Origin of the sequence: Bradyrhizobium centrosematis (genome assembly GCF_045571495.1) — a bacterium.
In the GTDB taxonomy this organism is placed as follows: Bacteria; Pseudomonadota; Alphaproteobacteria; order Rhizobiales; family Xanthobacteraceae; genus Bradyrhizobium; species Bradyrhizobium centrosematis.
Genome location: NZ_CP120703.1, coordinates 5,011,340 through 5,037,545 on the forward strand (window position 1 = coordinate 5,011,340; position 26,206 = coordinate 5,037,545).

A 26,206-nucleotide genomic window follows, 5' to 3' on the forward strand; every position below is an offset into this window, starting at 1 on the left:
TCCTCGCGGACCAGGCGGCCTGACATGCCCTGGTCGACGGCGTTCGACGATCCCGTCCGCGTCAGCAACAAGCGCACGCTGCTCACGCTGCAAGAGGCGGCGGACTACATCATGCAGCTGCCCGCGGACGCCCAGCACGAGGTGCACTGGCAGACCGCCATCGAGACCTTGATCAATGCGGCCGAGGCAGGCGGCGGCTGGGTGATGTTCGCCCGTATCGCCATGTTGCGCGCCCTGAATGCGGCTCACCGGCGTCGATGAGCGGGATGTCCCCGCGAACAGCGTCAACAGTCCGTTAAGGGGCACGCGTTCCCCGATGCCACCGTTGCAGCGAACGCCGTCCAGCGCTCGACAGCCCCCGGGGGCCAGCCGATTTGAATCCATTTGGATGGAGCGGCGGAACCCTAATTTAATGAATGCCGTCGTATGAGCGGAGGCGCGCTCGCCCGGGCTTAATTCTTTTGCCGCGCACAAAGACTTATTCGATCTATTTGTGAATTCGATGACGACGCGACCAGACGTTGGATCGAATGAACAGGAGTTGGCAATGCGCTTGCTTACGTCTTTCCTTGCCGATGAGAGTGGTGCGACCGCAATCGAGTACTGCCTCATTGCCGCAGGGATCGCGATGGTCATCGTCACGGCCGTGAACAACACAGGCGGCGCCCTCCTCAATAACAAATTCGTCGCGATCAGCACGGCGATCAAATAGCGCCCGATCCCTGATTTGGCCGGCCGACACGGCGATATCGCCACGGCATCCAGCCCCTCCGTCATCTCCGGACCGGCAGGCCTGCAACGGCGCGAATGCGTGACGGCACACCCATGCCTGCAGCGGCGCGCCGGCCATGATCTGGGTCAAGAGCATCTGCACCGCGACGTCTAAGCATGAAGGCCTGGTTTTCTCCCTGCCGGCCTGTCCATGCATCCAGACCTTCCGCACTCCCAATTGAAGATCCGCCGCGTCCGGCTCGATACCGGCCGCGAGAACGTCGTCGTCCTCTCCAGGCAGTCGAAAGCGCTGCGCGCCGAGATCTTCCGCGGCTTCAGCCGTGTCGAGCTTCGTCGCGGCGACAAGGTGCTGCTGGCGACCTTGCTGATCACGGATGACGACACGCTGGCGGCCCCGGACGAGATCGGGCTCTCCGAGCCGGCCTTCCGGCGCTTCGCGCAAGGTGCCGGCACCCTGGTGACGATCAGGCCCGCCTCGCCCCCGGAGAGCCTGGAAGCGGTGCGCGCCAAGATCCACGGCCGAACGTTGAGCCAGGCCGAGATCGGCGAGATCATCAACGACCTCGCACATTATCGCTACTCGGACATGGAGATCGCCGCCTTCCTGATCGGTTCGGCGAGCTTCATCACCAGCGACGAGTTGCTCGCCCTCACCGGGGCAATGGCCCAGGCCGGCACGCAATTGGTGTGGCCGACGCCCGTTGTCGTCGACAAGCACTGCATCGGAGGCATCCCCGGCAATCGCACCTCGATGGTCGTGGTGCCGATCGTCGCCGCCCACGGCCTGCCGATCCCCAAGACCTCCTCCCGCGCCATCACCTCGCCTGCCGGCACCGCCGACACGATGGAGGTCCTGGCGCGCGTGAATGTCGGCGTCGAGGAGATGAAGGCGATCGTCTCGGCCTGCAACGGCTGCCTGATCTGGGGCGGACACGTGAACCTGTCGCCGGCCGACGACGTCCTGATCTCGGTCGAGCGTCCGCTGAGCCTCGACACCCGCGAGCAGATGGTCGCCTCCATCATGTCCAAGAAGATCGCAGCGGGCTCGACGCATCTGTTGATCGACATTCCGGTCGGGCCGACCGCGAAGGTCACCAGCGGCGTCGAGGCGATGCGGCTGCGCAAGCTGTTCGAATTCGTGGGCGATCGCTACGGGCGCTCGGTCGAGGTGATCATGACCGATGGAAGCCAGCCGATCGGCAACGGCATCGGGCCGGTGCTCGAGGCCAATGACGTCATGGCCGTGCTCGGCAACGACAAGGACGCGCCGCGCGATCTGCGTGAGAAGTCGCTCCGGCTCGCCGCCCATCTGCTGGAATACGATCCGAAGCTGCGCGGCGGCGCCGGCTATGCAAGGGCGCGCGAATTGCTCGACAGCGGCGCGGCGCTGAAGCAGATGCAGAAGATCATCGACGCCCAGGGCCCCTCGACCTCCAGCAACGAGCTGGGCCCGCTCAGCTTCGACGTCAAGGCAGCGCGCGACGGCACGGTGTCCGCGATCGACTGCCTGCGTCTGAACCGCCTCGCCCGCACCGCTGGCGCCCCGCTCGACAAGGGTGCCGGCATCCGCCTGTTCAAGAAGATCGGCGATCGCGTCGAGCAGGGTGAGCCGCTCTATCGCGTCTACACCTTCGACCGCCCCGAGCACGACCTGGCGGCCGATGCCGCCATTGAAGAGACCGGTTACGTCGTCAACGGTCACACGGCCCCGCAGGACAAGTCGGCGTCGTGAGCACGATCGCGCTCCAGACACTGCCCAGCGGCAGCGATGCGGCGAGGCGGCTTGCGGCGCGGCTCGGGCTTGCCTGCGCCGGGATCGCCGTGCATCGCTTTCCGGACGGCGAGCTGCGCGTCGCCGTCGCGCCGACGACCGACACCACGATCCTTTATGTTCCGCTCGATCAACCCAATGACAAGCTGATCACGCTGCTGTTCGCTGCGGAGGCGCTGCGGCGTGGCGGCGCGAAGCGGCTGGTGCTGGTCGCGCCCTATCTCTGCTACATGCGGCAGGATGCCGCGTTTCATGCGGGCGAAGCCATCAGCCAGCGCGCCATGGGCAAACTGCTCGCGACGACCGTCGACCGCGTCGTCACCGTGGACGCGCACCTGCATCGTACCCCCGACATCAGATTGATCTTTCCAGGCATCGAAGCGGAGAACCTGTCCGCCATGCCGGCGATCGCGAACGCGCTGGCGACGGGCGGCGTCGACCCCGCAACAATCGTGATCGGACCCGACATGGAGTCCGAGCCCTGGGTCAGCGATATCGCGAGCCGGCTGCGGCTGCAGCACACGGTGGCGAAAAAGACGCGGCACGGTGATCGTTCGGTTGCAATCAGCTTTGCAGATCCCGGCCTGGTCTCGGGACGGCCCGCGCTGTTGATCGACGACATCGTCTCCTCGGGGACGACGCTGATCGCCGCTGCGAAAGCCCTGACGGCGATGGGCGCGACCGCCGTCGATGCGATCGTAACCCACGCGCTGTTTCCACCCGCGATGATCCATGCATTCACTGAAGCCGGCATCCGGTCGGTACGCTCGACCGACAGCGTGCCGCATCCGACCAACGCGATTGCGCTCGACGAGAGTCTTGCAGCCGCGTTGCGGTCCGAATTGACCACACCCCATCCTCCGGAGACGAGGCCATGAGCATCACCGTTCGATTTTGCGGTGCCGCCCGCACCGTGACCGGTTCGAGCTATCTGTTCCAGACCGCAGGCGGCCGCTTCCTGATCGATTGCGGCCTGTTCCAGGGACAGAAGACGCTGAAGGAGCTAAACTACGGCGCCTTTCCGTTTCGTCCCGCCGATATCGATGCGGTGCTGCTCACGCATGCCCATATCGACCATAGCGGTCTGCTGCCGAAGCTCGTGCGCGCCGGCTTCGAGGGGCCGATCCTGGCGACGCGCGGCACGATCGATCTCTGCTCCTACATGCTGCCCGACGCCGGCAGCATCCAGGAATCGGAAGTCGCGCAGCTCAACCGGCGTAATGCTTCGCGCGGGCGCAAGCAGGTCGCGCCGATCTACACGCAGGCCGATGCGATCGCATCGCTGCAATCGTTTCGCGCGGTCGATTATGAGCGCTGGACCGACGTGATCCCAAGCGTTCGCGCGCGCTACTGGAACGCCGGCCATCTGCTCGGATCGGCCTCGATCGAGCTCGAAATCGCCGAGCCGGGCGCGCCACGTCCGCTGCGCGTGCTGCTCTCCGGCGACGTCGGACCGGAGGCCAAGCTGCTGCAGCCCGATCCCGAGGCACCGACCGACCTCGACTATGTCATCTCCGAATCGACCTATGGCGACCGGATCCGCGAGGCCACGTCGCCTGCCCTTCGCCGCAAGCACCTCGCGGCCGAGGTGCGCGATGCCGCGGCGGCGGGCGGCGCACTGCTGATGCCCGCCTTCGCGGTCGAGCGCACCCAGGAGCTGATCGTCGACCTCGTCGACCTGATGGAGCATGGCGAGATTCCGACCGCGGCGATCTTCCTGGATTCGCCGCTCGCGATCCGCGCCACCGAAGTGTTTCGCCGCCATGCCGCGAGCCTCGACCCGTCGGTCGACGTCTCGCGCCTGCTCAACTCGCCGCATCTGAAGTTCACCGAGACCGCGGACGAGAGCAAGGCGATCATGCGCCTGTCCGGCTTCCATATCATCATCGCCGCGAGTGGCATGTGCGACGCCGGCCGCATCCGCCATCATCTGAAGCGCTGGCTGTGGAACGAGCGCGCGACCGTGCTGCTCGCCGGCTTCCAGGCCAACGGCACGCTCGGCCGCTTCCTCCAGAACGGAGCCAAAGCGGTGCGGATCCAGGGCGAGGAGATCAAGGTCGCGGCCCGCATCCGCATGATCGACGAATATTCGGGCCATGCCGACGGCGCCGGCATCGCGAGCTGGATCGCAGCGCGCCGGCCGATTTCCCGCGGGCTGTTCCTGGTCCATGGCGAGGAAGACGCCATCGCGGGACTGGCCGCACGCGTCGCCGAGCGCATCATTCCCGCAGCCAGGATCTATCAGCCGATGCTGGACGACGTCTACGAGCTGGCCGCGCCCGAACCGCGCATTCTCGACGTCGATCATCGCCGGCGGCTCGCGCCGGAGGCCGTGACCCGTCTCGACTGGCACAACGACATGTCGGAGCTCATGCTCGACATCAACGACAGGATCGGCGCGGCCGCCGACGACCGCGCCCGCGGCGTCATCATCCGACGGCTCCGCCGCGCGCTGGAGGAGAAGGCGTGAGTCGCTGAATGGCGTTTGACGGCAAGGCCTCGCGGCAAACTCGTCATTACGCCCCTCGTGGCGGGCGGGATGCCCGTCCTGTACGATAAATCCGAACTTCTGTAAATACGAATATTTTGCGAGCGCCTGTCGACCCAGCACTGGCGTGTCTTGCCCGTCGGCGACACAACGGGTTGTAAGTGGCAATCGGCCGAGCCGCCGCGAAACACGGCTGCGTGAACTGCCTTCTTCACCTCGCCTTCCCGAAAATCAAGCGGTTCTCAAGCAAAACAGGAGCCCCTCCGAAGATATCCGCGAAGCCGGAACCACCGTCCCGGCCTACAGACGAGGTCGTCTGCCGTTCGCCGCGGCCTCGCGAAAAGCGTCACGATCCCGCCGGGCGGCCTATTTCGATCACGTAGAGCGAGAAGCGCCCATGGCTGTCACAGCGAATTTTTCCGCCGGAATTCTCACCGTCCTCGGCGACGGCCCCAACAACACGGTCGCGTTGGGCCGAAACGCGGCCGGCACGATCGTCGTCAACCATGGCGCGGTCGCGATCAAAGGCGGCCCCGCGACGGTCGCCAACACCAAACTGATCCAGGCCTTCGGTCTCGACGGCAACGACATCATCACGATCGACGAGAGCAACGGCGCCATCCCAGCGGCGAACCTGTTCGGCGGCGCCGGCAACGACACGCTGACCGGCGGATCCGGCAACGACATGCTGTTCGGCCAGTCCGGCAATGACACGCTGTTCGGCAAGGGCGGCAATGACCTCTTGTTCGGCGGCTCGGGCGATGACGTGCTGATCGGCGGCGACGGCAACGACCAGATGTTCGGCGAAGCCGGCAACGATCGCATGATCTGGAACCCCGGCGACGACAGCGACCTGATGGAAGGCGGCGATGGCATCGACACCGCCGAGGTGAACGGCGGCAACGGCAGCGAGACCTTCGCCATCACGGCCAACGGCACGCGCGTGCGCTTCGACCGCGTCGATCCGGCGCCGTTCTCGCTGGACATCGGCACCACCGAGAATCTCGTGGTTCATGCCGGTGGCGGTGACGACCTCATCACCGCGACGGGCAATCTTGCCGCGCTCATCAATTTGACCCTCGACGGCGGAGCCGGCAACGACACGATCCTCGGCGGCAATGGCGCGGACCTTCTGCTGGGCGGCGATGGCAACGACTTCATCGACGGAAACCAGGGCAACGACACCGCGCTGCTGGGCGCCGGCAACGACATCTTCCAGTGGGACCCCGGCGACGGCAGCGACAAGGTCGACGGACAGGCCGGCACCGACACCCTGCTGTTCAACGGCGCGAACATCGCCGAGCACATCACCCTGTCTGCGGCAAACGGCGGACGCGTGCTTCTGACCCGCGACGTTGGCAACGTCAAGATGGACCTGAACGGCATCGAAACCATCACCATCAACGCGCGCGGCGGTAGCGACAACATCCTGATCGACAATCTGGCTGGGACCGACGTCAAACAGGTCAATATCGATCTCGGGTCGGCCGGGGCCGGCGACGGCGCAGCCGATACGGTGACGCTGGTGGGCACGAACAGCGCCAATACGATCGAGGTATCGGGCTCGGGCACCTCGGTGATGGTCGCAGGGTTGCCCGCCGCCGTTACTCTTACCAATACGGAAGGCGCCAACGACGCGCTGGTCATCGAAGGCCTCGGCGGCAACGACACGATCTCGGCGGCGACGCTGGCCGCAGGGATCGTGCACCTGACCATCGATGGCGGCGCCGGAAACGATACGATCCTCGGCAGCGCCGGCAATGACACGTTGATCGGCGGGGACGGCAATGATTTCGTCGACGGCAACCGCGGCAATGACACCGCACTGCTGGGCGCCGGCAACGATATCTTCAAGTGGGATCCGGGTGACGGCAGCGATACCGTCGAGGGCGGCACCGGCATCGATACGCTGCAGTTCTCCGGCGCCAACATTGCTGAGACCATGGCCCTCGTGGCGAACGGCGACCGCGCCCTGCTGACGCGCGATGTCGGCAACATCACGATGGACCTGCACGGGGTCGAGCACGTCGATATCCATGCCCTCGGCGGCGCCGACCATATCACTGTGGGAGATCTGACCGGGACCGACGTGACACGGGTCAACATCGACCTCGCCGGCTCGGCCGGAACGCCTGACGGGGCCGTCGATACCGTCGCGGTCGATGCGACCCAGGGCGCCGACACGTTCGGCGTCAGCGGCAATGCCGGCGGCGTGACGGTATTCGGCCTGCATGCGGCGACCCACCTGACCGCAATGGATGGAGCCGATCAACTGACGCTCAATGGCCTCGCCGGCGACGACGTCATCGACGCCAGCGGGCTCGCTGCCGGTGTGCTGCAGCTGACGATCAACGGCGGCATCGGCAATGACACCATCCGCGGCAGCCAGGGCGACGATTTCATCAACGGCGGCGACGGCAACGACGTTGCGTTGATGGGCGCAGGCAACGACACCTTCGTCTGGAATCCCGGTGACGACAACGATACGATCGAGGGCCAGGCCGGCAGCGACACCCTGCTGTTCAACGGCGCCAACATCGCCGAAACCATCAACATCTTCGCCAACGGCTCCCGCGCCGAGCTGACGCGCGACGTCGCCTCCGTGACGATGGACACGGGGGGCGTCGAAACGATCGCGTTCAATGCCCGCGGCGGCGCCGACAAGATCACCATCGGCGACATGAGCGGCACCGACGTGACGCAGGTGAAGATCGACCTCGGCGGCGTCCCCGGCACTCCCGGCGGCGATGGCGCGGTCGACAACATCGTGATCAACGGCACCGGCGGCGACGACGTCATCACGCTGTCGCTCAACAGCCATGGCGCGCTGGTGATCGACGGCCTCGCGAGCCAGGTCGTGATCGAGAATTTCGACTTCAACGATACCATCACCATCAATGGCCTCGGCGGCGACGATGTGATCACCGCGTCGGGCGTCGGCACGGGCGGGCCGCATCTGGTCTTCGACGGCGGTGTCGGCGATGACGTCCTCATCGGCAGCGCCGGCAACGATACGCTGCTCGGCGGGCTTGGCGATGACGTGCTGATCGGCGGCGGCGGCATCGATGTGCTGGACGGAGGGCCCGGCAGCAACGTCGTGATTCAATCGTTGCTCGCCCATGCAAGCTTGCACGCGGGCTCGCTGGTCTGAGCAGGCCGATCGCGCGGCCGATGCGATCGCGCGCCATCAGGGCGCGCGGTCGTCAGTTCGGGCAGGGTTGTCCGGCGGCGCCCCACAGGGCCATGTCCTTGACGTGATCCTCGAAGGTGCCCGGCGGCGTCGTACGGCCAGCCCCGGGCGCCCAGCCCCGCGGAATGAAGCCGTTCAGCGAGGCATCGTGCCGCAAATGCTCGACGAGGCCGGCGGCGTCGCGGCCGCCATTGCGCTTGGGATCCTTCAGCTGCGCGCAGATCTCGGCGCCGGACTTGCCGAACCAGATGAAAGCCACCGGCGCGAGCTGCCAGTCGATGCCTGCGCGCGGCGGCGCCGGTGCCGGCTCGTTCGCCTGCGTCGAGGTCATGTGACAGGTCGAGCACGGGATCGCCTCGGCGCCGATGCGGCTCTTGCCGCCGTGGATGTTCATGCCATGCACGCGCGGCCTGGTTTCGCCGGCCGGGGTCCAGATCGGGATGGCCTTGGCATCGACGTGGCAGTTGGCACAACGCGGATGCGTCACCACGGCCTCGATCCGCTTCCAGGCCTCCAGCCCCACGACTCGGCTGACGCTGCCCGGCGGCAAGATATCCTTCGTGGTCTCGTTCTTGGCCGCGACAATTCCCGTGAGGGCTGCAATTGACGAGGCGGCGAGCACCACCGCGATCAGAGATCTCTTCATCATCCCCTCACACGAAATCGATGAACTTGTTGAAAGGCATCTCGCGGATGCGCTTTCCGGTCGCTGCAAAGATCGCATTGGCGAGCGCGGGCGCAGCCGGCGGAACCGGCGGCTCTCCGACTCCCCTCACCTTGGGATCGTTCTCGAGCCCGCGAACTTCAATGACTGGACATTGATAGATCCGCATCGCTTCGTGGTGATTGTAGTTGGTCTGCTGCGCCGCGCCTCTTGAATAAGTGAGCTCGCAATTGATGGCGTGGCCGAGTCCCCAGACGACGCCACCCTGCACCTGGTTCTCGAAGTTGACGGGATCAATCACCTTGCCGACGTCCACTGCGACCCAGACCTTGTCGATCCGGATGCCGCGGTCCGTCGCCGTTACCTCGACGACCTCCGCAGTCGGCGTCCCGAAGGACTCCACGAACGCGACGCCCCGGCCCCTGCCATCGCCGAGCGGCCCCTTCCAGTCCGACATCTCCGCGACCGTCTCCAGCACCTTGCGATAATGCGGCACGTTGCACATGGCGATCCGCGCCTTCATGGGATCGAGGCCAGCGGCATGGATCAGTTCGTCGATGAAGCTCTCGGTGAAGAAGCCCGCCGTTGATGCACCGACCGAACGCCATGTCGTACTGGGCGACAAGCCCTGCGCCTCGTAGCTGGTGGCCCGGAAATTGGGGATGTCGTAATAGACGTTCCAGAGGCCGGCCGCCAATTGACCGTCAGGATCCTTCGATGGCGTGCCCGAACGCTCGAGCAGCCCCTTCAGCGGAGCCGTCGAGGCCAGCTGCAGATCGGCCGCGAGGATCTTGCCCTTGTCGATGCTGCCGCGATGCCGCGCGATCGCGATCTGCCGCGGGATGTCCTGGAGAAAATCCTCCTCGCGCGAGAACACGAGCTTGATCGGCGTGCCCTTCATCTGATTGGCGATCTCGGCAAGAACGCGAACGTTCTCGTACTCGAGACGATGGCCAAAGCTTCCACCGGTCCACTGATTGTGGAAGGTGACCTGTTCCGGCTTGAGGCCGATCGCGGTCGCCGCGACCCATTGCACGAAGCGCGGGCTTTGATGGCCGACCCAGATTTCCATCCCCGCATCGGTAACGAGGCCGATCCCGTTGAGCGGCTCCAACGGCTGATGTGCCACATAGGGCGCGCGATATTCGGCTTCGACGAGCTTCCCCGTTTTCAGCCCGGTTTCGATATCGCCGATCTTGCGCCATTCCTTGCCGAGGAATTCCGGCTTGAACGATGATTCCAGGACCTTCCAATGGCCGGCCTGCTCGGCGGGATAGGCCGACGGCGCCCATTCGCATGCGATCGCGTCGACCGCCTTCATCGCGTACCAGCTGTTGGTGGCGATCACCGCAACGCCGTTCTTGATCTCGAGGATCTTCTTCACGCCCGGCATCGCGCGCGCCTTGCTGGCGTCGTAGGATTTCAGCGGCTGTCCCTTGCCGGGGTTCAGCTTGACGGAGGCGTAGAGCATGCCGTCCATCTTCATGTCGATGCCGAATTTCAGCTCGCCCATCACCTTCGCACGGATGTCGAGGCGCTGCATCGGCTTGCCCAGCATGCGCCAGGTCGAGGGATCGCGCGGCTTGGCATCGAGCACCGGCGGAATTTTTGCGGCTTCGGCCGCCAGCGCGACATAAGCAATTTTGGAGCCGTTGGGCAGGATCACGTGACCGGACTCGGTGCGCAGGTCGGCCACCGCGACACCGGAACGCCCGGCAGCAGCCGCCTTCAGCGTCTCGCGCGCCACGGCCCCGGCCATGCGCAACTTCTCATAAGTGTCAGGGATCGTGCTCGAGCCGCCCGTCATCTGCAGGCCGGACTTTCGAAGACCTTCGAGCGCCTCGGCGCGACCCGCTTCGGCCGCGGGACTCTGATCGGAGGCGAGGAACGGCGCCAGCTCTTCCTTGAACCCGGTGTTGAAATAGGCGGGACTCGGGCCGGCGAAGCGGACTTCGAACTGCCCGGGATCGAGGTCCATCTCTTCGGCGATCATGATCGGCTGCACCGAGCCGACGCCCTGCCCGATGTCGGCGTGCTGGGCGATGAGCGTGATCTTGTCCGGACTGATCTCGACCCAGGGATTGAAGGTGACGGAATCCGGCCCGAGGCCCGCAGCCAGCGGATTGTCGCTGGCGCTTGGCGCCGCGGCTTCGGCATTGCCATAGGCGCCGAAGGCAATGCCGCCGGCGACGGCAGCGGAGCCGAAAACGAAGGCGCGACGGGAAAGGCTCTGCATGCGGCCCATCTCACTTCTCCGCCATCTTCCTGGACGCCGCCGCATGGATCGCCGCGCGAATGCGCGGATAGGTCCCGCAGCGGCAGAGATTGCCCGACATCACCTGATTGATCTGCTCGTCGGTTGGTTTGGAGATCCGTGCAAGAAGCGAGATGGTCTGCATGATCTGACCGGTCTGGCAGTAGCCGCATTGCGGGACCTGATGCTCGATCCAGGCCTGCAGGACCGGGTTCTGCTCCTTGTTGTCCAGCCCTTCGAGCGTGACGACCGATTTGCCGGCGACCTCGCCGATATGCGCCTGGCATGAGCGCACCGCCTTGCCATCGATGTGAACGGTGCAGGCGCCGCATTGCGCAACACCGCAGCCGTATTTGGGACTGGTGATGCCGAGTTCGTCACGCAGCACCCAGAGCAGAGGCATCTCGGGAACAACGTCGACGCTACGCTTGATCCCGTTTACCGTGAGCTCGATCATATCGATATGTCTCCTAGCGGATCTCGTCGGCACAACAGCACTGCCTGATAGAGGCCGAGCCGTATTCCCGATTCCTGCGGAATCATGCGCAATCTCTGCGCAGTGCCGTATCGGAAGGATCGCTCTTCACGTCGGCCTGGCCGCAGCACAATTCGCGATACTGTCCCGGTGTGAGACTGGCGGCCTTGCGGAACACGCGCGTGAAATTAGCCTGCGAGCCGAAACCGCACTCCAGGGCGATTTCGACCAGGGACAAGCGGTCGCGCGCAAGTTCGTGCCGCGCCGCCTGGACGCGGCGATCGGTCACGTAACGGTGCGGTGACAGCCCGGTCGCCTCGCGAAACAATCGCGAAAAATGATAGGGACTGAGGCAGGCCTGAGCCGCCAGATCCTCGAGCCTGACATCGTCGCCGAGAGAGGCCTCGATATAATCCAGCACGCGCTGAAGGCGTCGCGGATCGAGCGATGGCGCCTTTTCAGGCGCGCGCCAGCGGTCGATCGTATAATTGCCGAGAAGATGCGCGGCGAGCGCGACCTGGATTCCCTCCACGAACAGCGCGTCGGTCGGCTGGCGCGGACGATGCAGCAGGTCGCGAAGCGGCGAGCAAATGTGAAAGAGCACCTGGTCCGCGAGGCCGTGGGCGTAGGCGATCTCGACCTTTGCCGGATCGATGTCGAAATCCGCAAGAGCGCTCTGGTCCAACAGCGCCGGGGGAAGATAGAGATGAAGACATTCCATCCGGTCGGAAAGTTCGAGATGACTCTCCTGCGTCCCTACGGGGACGAGGTAGCTCATGCCCGGCCGCGCCAAGCTCTTCTGGACTTCGCCGTTGCCGGCGCGACAGACCATCCCTCCGCCTGACAGCAGCATCACGAGTTCGGTGCAGATGGGAACGGGTGTCGCCTGGCGCCCCGCCTCGAACTTGCGGTGCTCGATGGCCAGCCCCGGCCAGTCGCTGGCTGCCGCGAGCTTCTCGCTGTTCTGATATTTCTGATCTCCATGCGTCACGAGCGCCATCACGATCTCCGCTTCAGTTGCGGCGAATCCCGGCCCCCGCATCGCCGGCGAGCATTGCGTCTGGTGCTGAGTTACAGCCGCGGTCACTGCCACGCCGACCGCGAATTTCTCACAAGCGGCGATTGCGAAGTCCAGAGGCTGCGCGGTTAAAAGAGGTAAAACGGCAGCGAGCCAGAGACTTGGACCATGCGTTCGATGATCTTGAAGCGCTGATCTCGCCGCGATGAGCAAGATGCGTCGGTCATCGCGCAGGAATCGGAAATACCGCAGTGCCGGCGTGAGCTAGTGGTGGGCTCGTCAACGGCAATGCCGCCGCATCGATGATTGGAGCCTGATATGAAGCCGCTTATCTCTGCGCTTGCTGCGCTGTCGATCGCAACAGCCCAAGGCAACCACCGCCGTCGCGGCCGAGAGGGCCGTATCCATCGTCCTCGTCCACGGCGCCTTCGTCGACGGATCGGGCTGGAAGGATACCTACGACATTCTCTCGAAGGCGGGTTATGAAGTGCTCGTGGTCCAGCAGCCGACGATCTCGCTTCGTGACGATGTCGCGGAGACCGAGCGCGTGATCGCCAAGGCGCGGCATCCGGTCATTCTGGTCGGGCATTCCTATGGTGGAATGGTCATCACGGAAGCCGGCGACAATCCGAAGGTTCGTAGCCTGGTCTATCTCGCGGCATATGCTCCCGATGTCGGGGAGTCGGTCAGCACGCTGTCGGAAGCACCCGTGCCGCCCGGCGAGCACAAGGGTCCCTTGGTCACTGAGGGCAATTATCTTTTCGTCGAGCGCGATAAATTCCCGACCTCCTTCGCCGCCGGCGTCGACCCGGCCACGAGCCGCTTCATGGCTGCGGCGCAGTTGCCGTTTGGATTGCAGGCGGTCCAGACCAAGGTCGAGCGCGTGGCCTGGAAGACGAAGCCGACCTATTACATGGTGACGATGCAGGATCACATTATCCCTCCGAGCCTACTGCGCAGCATGGCCAAGCGATCGGGCGCGAAAGTGACGGAGATCAAGAGCAGCCACGCGGTGATGCTAGCGCATCCGCGTGAGGTCGCGGCCTTCATCAGAAGTGCGGACACCTCTGCAACCGACTGAGATCGATCGCGCGATGGTCGGCGCCGTTACAGAGGAAGGACTCGCAACATGGCCCTCAAGGCTATTCTGCCGGGACAACTGGGTTTCGGCGCGGCGCCGCTCGGCAACATGTTCCGCGACATCCCGGAGCAGGAAGCCCTCGCGACGGTGAATGCAGCCTGGGACGACGGCATCCGCTATTTCGATACGGCGCCGTTCTACGGCGCAGGGCTTGCCGAGATCCGCATCGGCGCCGCGCTCGCTGGCCGGCCGCGCAGTGACTACGTCGTCAGCACCAAGGTCGGGCGACTGATCCTGGACGAGATCGAGGATGTCAGTGCCCGCGATCTCGGCGAAAAGGGCGGCGTCTTCCGATACGGCCGCCCGAACAGGATCGTGAACGACTATTCGCGGGACGCGACACTGCGCTCGATCGAGGACAGTCTGAAGCGGCTCGCGACCTCCCACGTCGATATCGTCTTCGTGCATGACGTCGCGCAGGACTTTTACGGCGACGAGTGGCTCTCGGTGTTCGAAAGCGCGCGCAAGGGCGCGTTCAAAGCGCTCGACCGGCTGCGTGACGAGGGCGTGATCAAGGCGTGGGGACTCGGTGTCAACCGGGTCGAGCCGATCGAGCTGCTGCTCGCGCTCGATGAGCCGCGCCCCGACGGCTTCCTGCTCGCGGGCCGCTACACCTTGCTCGACCATGCAAGAGCGCTTCAGCGCGTGATGCCGATGGCGGCGGAACACGAGCTCGCGATCGTCGTCGGCGGCCCCTACAGTTCGGGCGCACTCGTCGGCGGCCCGAACTTCGAGTATGCCCCGGCACCTCCGGAAATCCTCAACAAGGTGGCGCGGATCAAGGCGATCGCCGACCGCTATGGAATCAGCATGAAGGCGGCCGGCCTGCAGTTCGCGCTCGCCAATCCGGTGGTGGCGGCCGTCATTCCCGGTGCGAGCCGCCCGAGCCGCATCGCTGAGGATCGCGCCGCGCTCGAGGAAGCCGTTCCCGCCGATTTCTGGCGCGAGCTCCGTTCGGAAGGGCTCGTCCATCCCGCAGCTCCGCTGCCCGCCGCCGATTGAGATCGCGAGAGCACTGCAGGTTCCATCAAACGACAAGGAGAACGACATGACCGATGAAGCAGGCAACACGACCGAGATGGGCCGCCGCACCCTGCTGCAAACCGCCGGCGCAGCCGTGGTCACGGGCGTCATTGCCGGGACAGCGGCGGATACGCGGGCCGCGACGCGAGACAGCGGCGGCGCGTCAGCCGCACTCAACGAGTCGCCGCTCGGCGCGCGGCTCCAGGGTGTCCAGCATTTCGGGCTGACGGTCCAGAACATGGAGCGCGCCTATCGATTCTACACGGAGGTGCTCGGCGGCACGGAGGTGTTCCGTCATGGAGACTTCCAGGGCGACGGGGTGCAGAACACGCTGCTGGCCGACCAGGAGATCGAGGCGAATGCACGCGGGGTCAATCCGCGAACCATCGGCGTTCCCGACCTCAGAAGCGGAGCGCAGCGGCTCGACGTCCGCTTCATCCAGTTCGACAACATGGTGCTCGAGCTGCTGCAATATCGCGAGGCCGATCAGCCCATGGGCAGCGCGAAGAGCTTTGCCGAACCGGTGGAGCACATGAGTCCCGCGTTTCCGCGCATGATGCACATCTGCTTCTATGTTCGCGACGACGTCGACTTCAACAGGTTCATCACTGATCTCGAAGCCGAGTCGGCGCGCCACGGCATGACGCAGGTGAGAGCGAACCGCACCATCCGTGTCATGACCGAAGCGGACCGCAAGGCTGCGCCCGAGAGCGCCAACACCAATCGGGTGACCGCGGAACCCTCGAACGGCTGGGAGCTGATCTATTGCAAAGGGCCCGAGGGCGAACAGCTCGAATTCGTCAAGGCGCTCGGCCCGGTCAAGAAGCGTTTCAGCGAGGCCCTGGCAAAGCGGCAGCAGACAATCGTGCGCTGACGTCAGACTCGGGCGACCGGCTTCCGCTGGTCGCCCGACAAGGCACCCACGATCTCAACGTAAGAGACTTCATCATGCAAATCCTCGTCCGCAATTCGCATCGTTCGCTGCTGTTCGCCGCCGCGATGGCCATGACGGTGGCGCCGTCCGTGGCCCAGGAAGGCCCGCGCGTGCGCTATCAGGAGATTCCGGAAGGCGCCTATTCGGTGGTGGCGCAGGTGCGCGCCAAGCCAGGGAAGGAAGGCGCGTTGCGTGCGGCCACGCTTCCGCTGGTTGATCTGGTTCGCGGCGATCCCAAGAACCTCGTCTATTTTCTCCAGGAAGACCGCGCCAAACCCGGCCATTTCATCTTCTACGAGGTGTTCGCAAGCCAGGCCGATTTCGACGCGCACAACGCCACGCCTTATGTGAAGAACTGGTTCGCCAAGCTTCCGGAACTTGCCGATGGCGGCGTCGAAGTCATGCGCATGGCGGTTCTTGGCGCTCCCAAGAAATAGCCGGCGCCACCTGCGAGCGGTTTTGTCGCGGCCATCCTGCGGGCAAATACCCCATCGCAATCGTGCGAATTCAGAACAGCTCACTCCAACAATCTTGCAGCGCATGATAATTGCAGAGCGATCTCATCGATCGATTGGCAATGAGCAATGCGGGCTGCCACGGAGACACGGCAACGGGGCACACGCCGACAGGAACTCACATACTGTTTCGGCCCTTTTCGGCTGGTTCCCCGCCGCCAGCTGCTGCTTCTCGACGGACGCCCCGTCAAATTAGGCGGACGGGCATTCGAGCTCTTGCAGCTGCTGGTGCAGCGCCGGGGCGAGCTGGTCAGCAAGACTGAATTGATGGCGGCGGCCTGGCCGGGCACCTTCCTCCACGACAGCAATCTCAAGGTCAACATGTGGAGCTTGCGGCGCGCGCTGGGCGATACCCAGACCGAGCCCGTCTACATCGCGACCGTGGCGCGCCGCGGGTACAAGTTCATCGCGGACGTTCAAATCAGCATCGGCGAAATCGGGGACGATCTTGCGCTCACCGATCCAGTCCCCTCGTCCAGGCTGCCATTGTTGCGCGGCATCGTTGGTCGTGAAGCGGACATCGTCGCCATCGCCGATCTGTTGACGGACAACAGGCACGTGACCCTGGTTGGTGCGGGAGGGATCGGCAAGACAACGGTTGCCGTAGCAGTCGCCCAAGCATTTGCGCCGCGGTGCCGCGACGGGGTCTGCTTCGTCGATCTCGCCGCGATCTCCGATCCGACGCTGTTCGGCGCGGCGCTGGTGACGGCACTCGGCATCAGGGGCAATACGGACAACGGCCTGGCTGCGGCCCTCGATTTTCTGAGGTCGCGGCAGATGCTGCTCATCCTGGACAATTGCGAGCATGTGCTGCCCGCCGCCACGATCTTCGCCGGCAAGCTCATGACGGACACGTCGCCATCCAGGCTGCTGGCGACGAGCCGGGAACCGCTCGGCACGGCCACCGAGCATATTGTGCGGCTTGGCGCGCTGGCCTCACCGAAACCGGGCTGCACCCTGAGCGTCGACCAGGCCGTGGCATTCCCGGCGGTGCAGCTGTTCGTCCGCCGCGCCGCCGAATGGTCAGACTATCGGTTCGTCGATGATGATTGCGAGGCCATCGGCTCGATCTGCCGTTCGCTTGACGGCCTTCCGCTGGCCATCGAATTGGCGGCAGCCCAGATCGGCACGTTCAATCCTCGCCAATTGGTGGCGCTGCTCGATCAGAACCTCGGTTTTCGCGCCGCCAGCGCCGAGGGCGCCCCGCCGCGCCACGAGACCCTCATGGCGACGATCGACTGGAGCTTCCGGCTGCTGCCACAAAAGGAGGCCAGGCTGTTCGGCCTGCTATCGGTGTTCCGCGACGCGTTCGAAGCTGAGGATGCGGTCTTCGTTGCGGAGGTGGCAGGGCTCACCCCCGTCGACGTCGTCACCAGTCTCGGTAGCCTCGTCGCCAAGTCGCTGTTGGGCACACAGGCCGGCGGAGCGAGCCTTCGTTATCGGCTGCTCGACAGCACGCGGCGCTATGCCGCCGAGCGACGCCAGACCGATCCCGCCTGCGACCGCGCGCTCCTCCGTCATGCGCAATGTGTCCTCGCGCTGTTCGAGCGATCCGAGGAGGAGTGGCATTGGCGTGAGCCGGCCGATTGGACCCAGCGCTACCTTGGCCGCATCGCCGACTTGCGGGCCGCTCTTTCATGGGCATTCAACGCCGAAGGCGATGCTGTCCTCGGAATCAGGCTGGCGGTTGCGGCGATCACCTTGTGGTCGGAGACGTCCATCCTGTCGGAAGCGCAGACACGGTTGGAGGTGGCGCTCGCCTTGGCGAAGACCATCGCGTGCGACGATCTGTCGAAGGCAAAGCTCGCCTGCGCCCTCGGATGGAGCCTGTTCTACGCCCGCAAGATGTCGAATGAGAACGAGGTCGCCTGGCTCGATGCAATCGCCTTTGCAAGGCGGGCCGGCAGCATAGAATATCAGCAGCGCGCGCTGGTCGGCTTTGCCTTTTACCTGTTGCAGATCGGCCAAGTTCCGCGCGCCATAATCTGTCTCGAGGAAGCGACGGAGCTAGCCGACCGCGACCGCGATTTGACGGCAACGTCGGAGGCCGATCGGGCTCTGGCCTGGGCGCGCGCCTTTGCCGGCGAGTTGGGCAAGAGCCGCCCCGTTCTCGATCGTCTTGCGGCAACCTATTCGCTGGCCGAAGGCCGCTCGCGCAAGGATGCGAACGAGGTCTACCGGTTCATCACCGTCCGTTTCAACCTGCCCTTCGTAGCGTGGATGCAAGGACAAGCCGATTACGCGGCGAGGCTGGCCCGCGACGCCGTCGATGCCGCGGATCGCAGTGGCCATTGGGTGTCGCAGTCGAATGCACTTGGGCTCGCCGCACTTCCTGTTGCGCTCGAAACCGGCGATCTGGATGGACTCGAAAGCTTCACCGAACGCCTGCGTCGTAACCTGCAACGCGAGCGCATCTCGCGCTGGGTTCCGGTCGAGCGCTATTTTTCCGCCTGCCTTCGCGACCTGCGCGGCGATCCACGCGCGGTGGAGGATATTCGAGCCGCGATCGATGAACTGATCGAATGCCGATTCCTGATGCGGATCGGCAGTTATCTCGCCGTCCTCGTCCGCGCCCTTTTGCGGCAAGGGCGGATCGCGGAAGCGCACGAGACCGTCGCGCGGGCCATCGGCCATCAGGAACGCCAGGGAGAGCGCTGGTGCCGTTCCGAACTTCAACGCGTCGAGGCATCGGTCCTCTTCCGCGCCGGCGAGCCGCTGCGCGCCGAAAAGCGGCTGCAGCAGGCGCTTTCGGAAGCGCGCGCCATAGGCGCCATGACATTCCAGTTGCGGATCGCCACCGATCTCGCAGCACACTGGATCGAGACCGGTCGCAGGCCGAAGGCCATCCGACTGCTCGCCCCGATCTATGACGATTTCACCGAAGGCTTCGAAACGCCCGATCTCGTTGCTGCCAGGCGCCTGCTGCAGCCCGTGGGGCGGGCGACGTTCGGCCGCGGCCACTCTCGCCAGCCGGAGCCGGCGCACGCTCGCGGTGCATAGCTGGCCTACCGCCGCACTCGCCGCTCGCGCTTTACGCTTCGCGGGATTCCTGATCCTCTCTGCCCAACCGGCCGGATCAACCGGTCAAGCCTTAAGGGGAGAGAGACGCCATGAAGCTCGGCACCGCCATTGCGGAAATCATGAGGCGCGAGGGCATCGAGATCCTCTGCGGCTATCCGGTCAACCATCTGATCGAGCATGCGGCCAAAGCCGAGATCCGTCCCGTGATGGTGCGGCAGGAGCGCGTCGGCATCCACATGGCGGACGCGATCTCGCGCGTGACGTCGGGGCTCTCGATCGGCGCGTTCTGCATGCAGCACGGACCGGGCGCGGAGAACGCGATGGGCGGCGTCGCGCAGTGTTTTGGCGAATCCGTTCCCGTGCTGGTGCTGCCGATGGGCTATCAGCGCCGGCTTGCGCATATCGAGCCGAACTTCAATTCCAGCGAGGCGATGAAGCCCTTCGCGAAATCCTCCGAGCCGATCATCCTGGCGGCTGAAGTCGCCAACATCTTCCGCCGCGCCTTCACCAAGCTGAAGAACGGCCGCGGCGGTCCCGTGATCGTCGAGATCCCCTCGGACATGTGGAACGAGGAGGTGCCGGAGCCACTCGACTACACGCCGGTGCTGCGCACCCGCTACGGCGCCGACCCCGTGCATGTGAAGGAGGCCGCAAGCCTGCTTGTGAATGCAAAACGGCCGGTAATCTATGCCGGCCAGGGCGTGCATTACGCGCAGGCCTGGCCGCAGCTGAAACGGCTCGCCGAGCGGCTGGCAATCCCCGTCACCACCAGCCTCGGCGGCAAATCGTCGTTTCCGGAAACCCATCCGCTCTCGCTCGGCTCGGGCGGCCTCGCGGTGCCGCGCGCGGTGCCGAAATTCCTTAGCGAGGCCGACGTCATCTTCGGCATCGGCTGCTCGTTCACGGAAACGAATTTCGGCATCGCGATGCCGAAGGGCAAGACCATCATCCATTCCACGCTCGATCCCAACCATCTCAACAAGGATGTCGAGGCCAAGATCGGCCTGGTCGGCGACGCCGGCCTCGTGCTGGATGCACTGCTGGAGGAGATCGGCAAGACGGTCAGCGCGGACCGGGATGCATCCGCCGTCGCAGCCGAGATCGCCGCTTCGCACAAGGAGTGGCTGGCCAAATGGATGCCCAAACTCACCAGCAATGAGGCGCCGCTCAGCCCCTATCGCGTGCTGTGGGACTTGCAGCACACCGTCGACATCGACAACACCATCATCACCCACGATGCCGGCAGCCCGCGCGACCAGCTCTCGCCGTTCTGGAAATCGACAAACCCCCTCACCTATCTCGGCTGGGGCAAGACGACGCAGCTCGGCTACGGCCTCGGCCTTGCCATGGGCGCGAAACTGGCGAAACCCGACAAGCTCTGCATCAATGTCTGGGGCGATGCGGCCATCGGCTTCACGGGCATGGATTTCGAGACCGCGGTGCGCGAGCGCATCCCGATCATGTCGATCCTGCTCAACAATTTCTCGATGGCGATCGAGTTGAAGGTGATGCCGGTCTCGACCGAGAAATATCGCTCGACCGACATTTCCGGCGACTATGCCGCAATGGCGCGCGCCTTCGGCGGCTATGGTGAGCGGGTGACGCGACCGGAGGACATCATCCCCGCGATCAAGCGCGGCATTCAGAAGACAAGGGAAGGCATCCCGGTGCTGCTGGAGTTCATCACCAGCAAGGAGACGGAGGTGTCGCGGCCCGGCACGTGAGACGGGCGTCATCGATGGAGTCCAACGGCTTGCGCCGTCGTCCACCTCTCCCCAGCGGGCAGGGCTATCGCATCTGGCTTTGTGGCGGGGCCCAAGCAAGCGGGTCTCCTTCGAGACGTCCGCTTCGCAGTCTCCTCTGGATGAGGCTGAACTGTATCGGTGTCCGTTGAAAGTGCTGCCGCGCACTCCGTTCTCATCCTGAGGTCCCGCCAAAGGCGGGCGTCTCGAAGGATGCGCCACAGCAACCGCACTCATATGCGATAGCCCTGCCCCAGCGGGGAGAGGTGAACCCCGGCGCCCGCTTTGTCGTATCGATCAGCTCATCTCGATTCAATGACGCCGCCGACGCTGGCACCGGTCGCGGAAGATGTGATAATCCGCCGAGGTGTCACGCCTGTCGTGGCATCGAGCCGGATGAGAAATGACCACCTCTTCCCACGAAATCGAGGAACTCGAGCGCCGATTGCAGTCGGTCGCAGCCGAGAACGCGCAGCTGCGCAGCGCGCTGGCGGTTGCGCGCGATCGCCAGAATGCCAGCGCGGAGATCTTGCACACGATCGCAGCTTCGCCCTCCGATGCACGGCCGGTGTTCGCGGCGATTGCGTCCAGCTCCATGCGCCTGCTCGACGGCTTCTCCGCCACCGTGCTTCAATTCATCGGCGACGAGCTGCACCTCGTGGCGTTCACGCCCACCAGTCCGGAGGCGGATGAAGGGCTGAAGGCGTCCTTCCCGCGCAAGATCGCGGACTTCCCGACCTTTGCCCTCGTGCGCGACGGCGAGACCATCCAGTTTCCCGATACCGAGGCTGCCGACGTCCCAGAGCTGAACCGGAATCTGGCGCGGCTGCGCGGCTTCCGCAGCGTGCTGTTCATGCCGCTGATGAACCGCGGCACGCCGGTCGGCATGATCAGCGTCACCCGTGCCGTAACAGGCGCGTTCGCGCCCGATCTCGTGCAGCTGCTCCAGACTTTTGCCGACCAGGCCGTGATCGCGATCGAGAATGCACGCCTGTTCAACGAGACGCGCGACGCCCTGGAGCGCCAGACCGCCACGGCGGACATCCTGAAGGTCATGGCCGCCTCACCATCCGACGTGCAGCCGGTGTTCGACGCGATCGCCGCCAATGCCAATCGGCTGATCGGCGGCTTCTCCACCGCCGTGCTGCGCTATGTCGACGGCGCCGCGCATCTTGCCGCGTTCACCCCGACTGACCCGGCCGGCGATCGCGTGCTGCAGGCCTCGTTCCCGGTGCCGTTCGCGCAGTTTCCGCCCTATCAGCTCGTCGCCAAGGGCGCGGCCGCGCAACTGCCCGACACCGAGCTCGAGCCCGCCGCGCGCGATATTGCGCGTGCTCGCGGCTATCGCAGCATGCTGTTCGCGCCGCTGATGAGCGAGGGCGAGGCCATCGGCATCATCATCGCCACGCGCCGGGCGACCGGTGCGTTCGCCGAACATCACGTGCGGCTGCTGCAGACCTTCGCCGACCAGGCCGTGATCGCGATCAAGAATGTCAGCCTGTTCAATGCGACGCGGGAGGCGCTGGAGCGTCAGACCGCGACCGCCGACATCCTCAAGGTGATCGCGGCCTCGCCTGCCGACGTCACGCCGGTGTTCCAGGCGATCTCCGACAGCGCCAAGGCGCTGATCGGCGGGCATTCCTCCACCGTCACCCGCGTCATCGGCGGCATGCTGCATCTGGCCGCCTTCACCACCGACAACGAAGCAGGCAATGCCGGCCTGCTCAGTTCCTTCCCGACGCCGCTGTCCGCGTCAGGCATTCACAGCCGGGTGGCCCGAAGCGGAGAATATGCCTTCCGCAGCGACATGCAGAGCGAGCCCGACCTCACCGAGGCGATGAAGGAGCTGGCGCGGACGCGGGGCTATCGCAGCATCCTCGTGGTGCCGATGCTGCGCGACGGCGTGGCGATCGGCACCATCGCCGTCACGCGGCGGGAGCCCGGTCATTTTCCGGACAAGGCGATCAACCTGCTCAAGACCTTCGCCGATCAGGCCGTGATCGCGGTCGAGAATACGCGCCTGTTCAACGAGGTGCAGGACCGCACACGGGAGCTTGCCAAATCGCTCGACGATTTGCGCGCAGCCCAGGACCGGCTGGTGCAGACCGAAAAGCTCGCCTCCCTCGGCCAGCTCACCGCCGGCATCGCGCATGAGATCAAGAATCCGCTCAACTTCGTCAACAATTTCGCCTCGCTCTCCGCCGAATTGACCGACGAGCTCAACGAGGTGCTTGCGCCGGTCACGCTCGCAGCCGACGTTCGCGCGGAGGTCGACGAGCTCACCGGGCTCCTGAAGGACAATCTCGGCAAGATCGTGCAGCACGGCCGGCGCGCCGATTCCATCGTCAAGAACATGCTGCTGCATTCGCGCGAGGGCGGCGGCGAGCATCGCCTGAGTGACATCAATGCGGTGGTCGAGGAAAGCCTCAACCTCGCCTATCATGGCGCACGGGCGGAGAGGCCACAGTTCGACGTCACGCTCGAACGCGATCTCGATCCGGCCGCGGGCTCGGCCGACGTGTTTCCGCAGGAGATCACGCGGGTGCTGCTGAACCTGATCTCGAACGGATTCCATGCCGTCGCCAAGCGCAAGGCGGAGAACGAGGCGACGGGTTATGTGCCGGTCGTGACCGCCACGACCCGCGACCGCGGCGATCACATCGAGATCCGCATTCGCGACAACGGCACCGGCATCCCGGACGAGGTAAAGGAGAAGATGTTCAATCCGTTCTTCACCACCAAGCCGGCCGGTGAAGGCACCGGCCTCGGACTGTCGATGAGCCACGACATCGTGGTGAAGCAGCATGGCGGCACGATCGAGGTCGCGACCAAGCCTGGCGAGTTCACCGAATTCACGATTCTGCTGCCGCGGACGATCAGCTTCCCGGATGGTGCGGGCTGAGCCCTACTCCGCCATCTCGACGGGCTGCTTCGCCGAGGGGCCGGCCAGCGGCCGCTCCTCCATCGCGATCAGGCACAGCGCGGCGGTGGTCATCAGCGCGGTGGCGGCGCCGAACACGTAGCGAAAGGCGTGCCGCATGTCCTCAGCGGGAATCGCGACGCTGCCTGCGGCGTGGTGCTCGCCGGCGAGCGGAACGTCGATGCCCAGCGCAATGAGCAGGATCGCCGCGAACGCGGCGACCGTGAACGAAGACATCAGCGAGCGGAAGAAGTTCATCGCGCCGGTGATGGTGCCGACCTGCGGGCGCGCCACCGAGTTCTGCAGCGAGACCACGCAAACCGGAAAGGTGGTGCCGAGCCCGAGTGCGAATGCCGCCATCAGGGTCAACAGCCCCCAGAGCGGCAAGGTGGTGAGCGTGAGGCCGAGGCCGCACAGCGCAGCCCAGGAGGTGCCGATGATGGCGACGCGCTTGTAGTGCTTGGCGCGCGCCATGGTGCGGCCGGCAATCGCCGCGCCGCAGGTCGAGACCGCGGCGAGCGGGATCAGCGCAAGTCCCGCCTCGCTGGCGCTGAGATGGTAGACCTGCTCGTAATAGAGCGGGAGCTGCACGGTGAGGCCGGTGATCGCCCCGAGTCCGCAGCCGCCGGCCGTCAGCGCGAACGGCGCCACCGATCCCGTCAACAACGGCAGCGGCAGGAACGGCTCATCGGCTCGCCGGGCGTGCCACACGAAGGTCACCGCGAGCGCGACCGCGCCGCCCACCATCGCCAGCACGGTTGGCGACAGCCAGGCGTAACGCGTGCCGCCCCAGGTCAGCACCAGCATGAAGACGACCGCGGAGGCCATCAGCAGGACGCCGCCGAGCCAGTCGACCTTGCGCTTGCGGTGGAACACCGGGATCTTCTTCATCTTCGGCAGCAACAGCGCGATCGCCGCGGCCGCGAGCGGCAGATTGATCCAGAAGATCATCGACCAGTGCAGATGCTCGGCGAACACGCCGCCGATGACCGGGCCCAAGATGCCGCCGACCATCCAGACGCTGGAGAAATAGGCCTGGTACTGGCCGCGCTCGCGCGGGGAGACGACATCCGAGATCACGGTTTGCACGACGGGCATGATGCCGCCGCCGCCGAGCCCCTGCAGACCGCGAGCCAGGATCAGCATCGGCATGTTCGGCGCGATCGCGCACAGCACCGAGCCCGCCACGAACAGGCTGAGCGACGTGATGATCATGGCCTTGCGGCCGTAGATGTCGCTGAGCGTGCCGAACACCGGCGCGACGGCGGTCGAGGCGAGCAGATAGGCGGTGATGACCCAGGAGAGATTGGAGACGTCCTGGAACTGGCGTCCGATGGTCGGCAGCGCGGTGGCCACGATGGTCTGGTCGAGTGCCGCCAGGAACATCGTCAGCATCAGGCTGATCACGATGGTGCGGACCTCGTCGGAGGTCAGCGGCGCCGGCGGCGCGATGGACGGGGCGTCATCGACGCTGATGACCTCGCTCGGAAGCCGGGACAGCTCTTCGGCGATGTCGTCGGGCAACGCCTGGATGTCGGCAGAACTGCTCTGCCGGTCGAACTTGTTCATCTCGCTCGGACGTCGTGAGGCGGCGCAACGCCGCAAAGGATTCGTTCTATGCAACCGAATGTAGACAGCAAAGATCTTCCCAGGCAGGCACCGCGGCGCATGGGTGCATCCCACCCCCGGGCCATCCCGAACAATTGATCGGCTGCGAGGGCGGCTCAGTCCTTCGGACGTCGTTTCAGGCGGGCCCGCTTCGGCAAGGTCGCCGGCCATTGCACGATATGGTTCTCGAGCTCCTCGTCCGGGATCTCCTCCTCGCTGCCCTCGACCCGTCCGCGCACGGAGACGCCGGCGTCGTGCACGGTGTTGGGATCACCGGAGACCAGGGGATGCCACCAATAGAGATCGCGCCCCTCGGCGACGAGCTTGTAGCCGCAACTCGGCGGCAGCCAGTTCAGGGTGCGGACATTGGCAGGCGACAGGCGGACGCAGTCCGGAACCTTGTCGGACCGATTCGGATAGTCCTTGCAGGCGCAGCTCGCTCCATCGAGCAACTTGCAGCCGATATGGGTGAAATAGATATGCCCGGTGTCCTCGTCCTCGAGCTTGTTCAGGCAGCAGCGTCCGCAGCCGTCGCACAGGCTTTCCCACTCGGCCGCCGACATCTCTTCCAACGTCTTGGTTTTCCAGAAGAATCCTTCCTGGCCTGAAGGTCGTTTGGGAGCTGCGGTCATGCGCCTCAACAAAGATTCGAAAGAGCTACGGCTAACGTCATCTAGGGCGTGCGGCCGTGGTGGTGCAAGCAACCCGCC

At 65.1% G+C, this 26,206-nt stretch carries 19 protein-coding genes; 13 read left to right on the plus strand and 6 right to left on the minus strand.

The window, feature by feature from the left end; translation table 11 throughout:
- The first annotated feature begins 24 nt into the window (after nt 1–24).
- From P6U31_RS24100 to P6U31_RS24125, 6 genes are all read left to right on the plus strand, one after another.
- Complete coding sequence (locus tag P6U31_RS24100; protein WP_407184260.1) at nt 25–261, plus strand: hypothetical protein; 237 nt, start codon at nt 25–27, stop codon at nt 259–261.
- Between the two features lie 286 nt (nt 262–547).
- Nucleotides 548–712: a Flp family type IVb pilin gene (locus P6U31_RS24105; protein ID WP_407184261.1), complete on the plus strand. Its 165-nt coding sequence runs from the start codon at nt 548–550 to the stop codon at nt 710–712.
- Nucleotides 713–922: 210 nt separating this feature from the next.
- Nucleotides 923–2,464 carry a thymidine phosphorylase family protein gene (locus P6U31_RS24110; RefSeq protein ID WP_407184262.1) on the plus strand — a complete coding sequence of 514 codons (1,542 nt, stop codon included), beginning with the start codon at nt 923–925 and terminating at the stop codon, nt 2,462–2,464.
- The gene (locus tag P6U31_RS24115) at nt 2,461–3,381 is read left to right on the plus strand and encodes a ribose-phosphate pyrophosphokinase (RefSeq protein ID WP_407184263.1); all 921 of its coding nucleotides are present in this window, start codon (nt 2,461–2,463) and stop codon (nt 3,379–3,381) included. The genes P6U31_RS24110 and P6U31_RS24115 overlap by 4 nt, the downstream gene beginning before the upstream one ends.
- Complete coding sequence (locus P6U31_RS24120) at nt 3,378–4,973, plus strand: MBL fold metallo-hydrolase (protein ID WP_407184264.1); 1,596 nt, start codon at nt 3,378–3,380, stop codon at nt 4,971–4,973. The genes P6U31_RS24115 and P6U31_RS24120 overlap by 4 nt, the downstream gene beginning before the upstream one ends.
- A gap of 415 nt (nt 4,974–5,388) precedes the next feature.
- The gene (locus P6U31_RS24125) at nt 5,389–8,142 is read left to right on the plus strand and encodes a beta strand repeat-containing protein (protein ID WP_407184265.1); all 2,754 of its coding nucleotides are present in this window, start codon (nt 5,389–5,391) and stop codon (nt 8,140–8,142) included.
- Nucleotides 8,143–8,194: 52 nt separating this feature from the next.
- Here the strand turns inward: P6U31_RS24125 and P6U31_RS24130 are convergent, their stop codons facing one another.
- From P6U31_RS24130 to P6U31_RS24145, 4 genes are all read right to left on the minus strand, one after another.
- Nucleotides 8,195–8,827 carry a hypothetical protein gene (locus P6U31_RS24130; protein WP_407184266.1) on the minus strand — a complete coding sequence of 211 codons (633 nt, stop codon included), beginning with the start codon at nt 8,825–8,827 and terminating at the stop codon, nt 8,195–8,197.
- Nucleotides 8,828–8,834: 7 nt separating this feature from the next.
- Complete coding sequence (locus P6U31_RS24135) at nt 8,835–11,090, minus strand: xanthine dehydrogenase family protein molybdopterin-binding subunit (protein WP_407184267.1); 2,256 nt, start codon at nt 11,088–11,090, stop codon at nt 8,835–8,837.
- Nucleotide 11,091: 1 nt separating this feature from the next.
- The gene (locus P6U31_RS24140; protein WP_407184268.1) at nt 11,092–11,556 is read right to left on the minus strand and encodes a (2Fe-2S)-binding protein; all 465 of its coding nucleotides are present in this window, start codon (nt 11,554–11,556) and stop codon (nt 11,092–11,094) included.
- Nucleotides 11,557–11,638: 82 nt separating this feature from the next.
- Nucleotides 11,639–12,574, minus strand: a complete 936-nt coding sequence (locus tag P6U31_RS24145; RefSeq protein ID WP_407189932.1) for a helix-turn-helix domain-containing protein — start codon at nt 12,572–12,574, stop codon at nt 11,639–11,641.
- Nucleotides 12,575–12,932: 358 nt separating this feature from the next.
- Between P6U31_RS24145 and P6U31_RS24150 the strand changes: the two genes are divergently transcribed.
- The 7 genes from P6U31_RS24150 to P6U31_RS24180 all read left to right on the plus strand — a co-directional run bounded on the left by P6U31_RS24150 (nt 12,933) and on the right by P6U31_RS24180 (nt 23,870).
- Nucleotides 12,933–13,673: an alpha/beta fold hydrolase gene (locus tag P6U31_RS24150; protein ID WP_407184269.1), complete on the plus strand. Its 741-nt coding sequence runs from the start codon at nt 12,933–12,935 to the stop codon at nt 13,671–13,673.
- Nucleotides 13,674–13,721: 48 nt separating this feature from the next.
- On the plus strand, nt 13,722–14,735 hold the full coding sequence (locus P6U31_RS24155) for an aldo/keto reductase (RefSeq protein WP_407184270.1): 1,014 nt from the start codon (nt 13,722–13,724) through the stop codon (nt 14,733–14,735).
- A 46-nt stretch (nt 14,736–14,781) separates the two neighbouring features.
- Nucleotides 14,782–15,630: a VOC family protein gene (locus P6U31_RS24160; RefSeq protein ID WP_407184271.1), complete on the plus strand. Its 849-nt coding sequence runs from the start codon at nt 14,782–14,784 to the stop codon at nt 15,628–15,630.
- A gap of 74 nt (nt 15,631–15,704) precedes the next feature.
- Nucleotides 15,705–16,127 carry a putative quinol monooxygenase gene (locus P6U31_RS24165; protein WP_407184272.1) on the plus strand — a complete coding sequence of 141 codons (423 nt, stop codon included), beginning with the start codon at nt 15,705–15,707 and terminating at the stop codon, nt 16,125–16,127.
- Between the two features lie 294 nt (nt 16,128–16,421).
- Entirely contained in the window at nt 16,422–19,205 is a 2,784-nt protein-coding gene (locus P6U31_RS24170) for an ATP-binding protein (protein WP_407184273.1), read from the plus strand.
- 110 nt (nt 19,206–19,315) lie between these two features.
- On the plus strand, nt 19,316–20,950 hold the full coding sequence (locus P6U31_RS24175) for a thiamine pyrophosphate-requiring protein (RefSeq protein WP_407184274.1): 1,635 nt from the start codon (nt 19,316–19,318) through the stop codon (nt 20,948–20,950).
- 421 nt (nt 20,951–21,371) lie between these two features.
- Complete coding sequence (locus P6U31_RS24180) at nt 21,372–23,870, plus strand: GAF domain-containing protein (RefSeq protein ID WP_407184275.1); 2,499 nt, start codon at nt 21,372–21,374, stop codon at nt 23,868–23,870.
- Between the two features lie 3 nt (nt 23,871–23,873).
- Here P6U31_RS24180 and P6U31_RS24185 read toward each other — a convergent pair whose 3' ends face one another.
- Complete coding sequence (locus P6U31_RS24185; RefSeq protein ID WP_407184276.1) at nt 23,874–25,457, minus strand: MDR family MFS transporter; 1,584 nt, start codon at nt 25,455–25,457, stop codon at nt 23,874–23,876.
- Between the two features lie 155 nt (nt 25,458–25,612).
- Nucleotides 25,613–26,128 carry a YcgN family cysteine cluster protein gene (locus P6U31_RS24190; RefSeq protein WP_407184277.1) on the minus strand — a complete coding sequence of 172 codons (516 nt, stop codon included), beginning with the start codon at nt 26,126–26,128 and terminating at the stop codon, nt 25,613–25,615.
- Between the last annotated feature and the right edge of the window lie 78 nt (nt 26,129–26,206).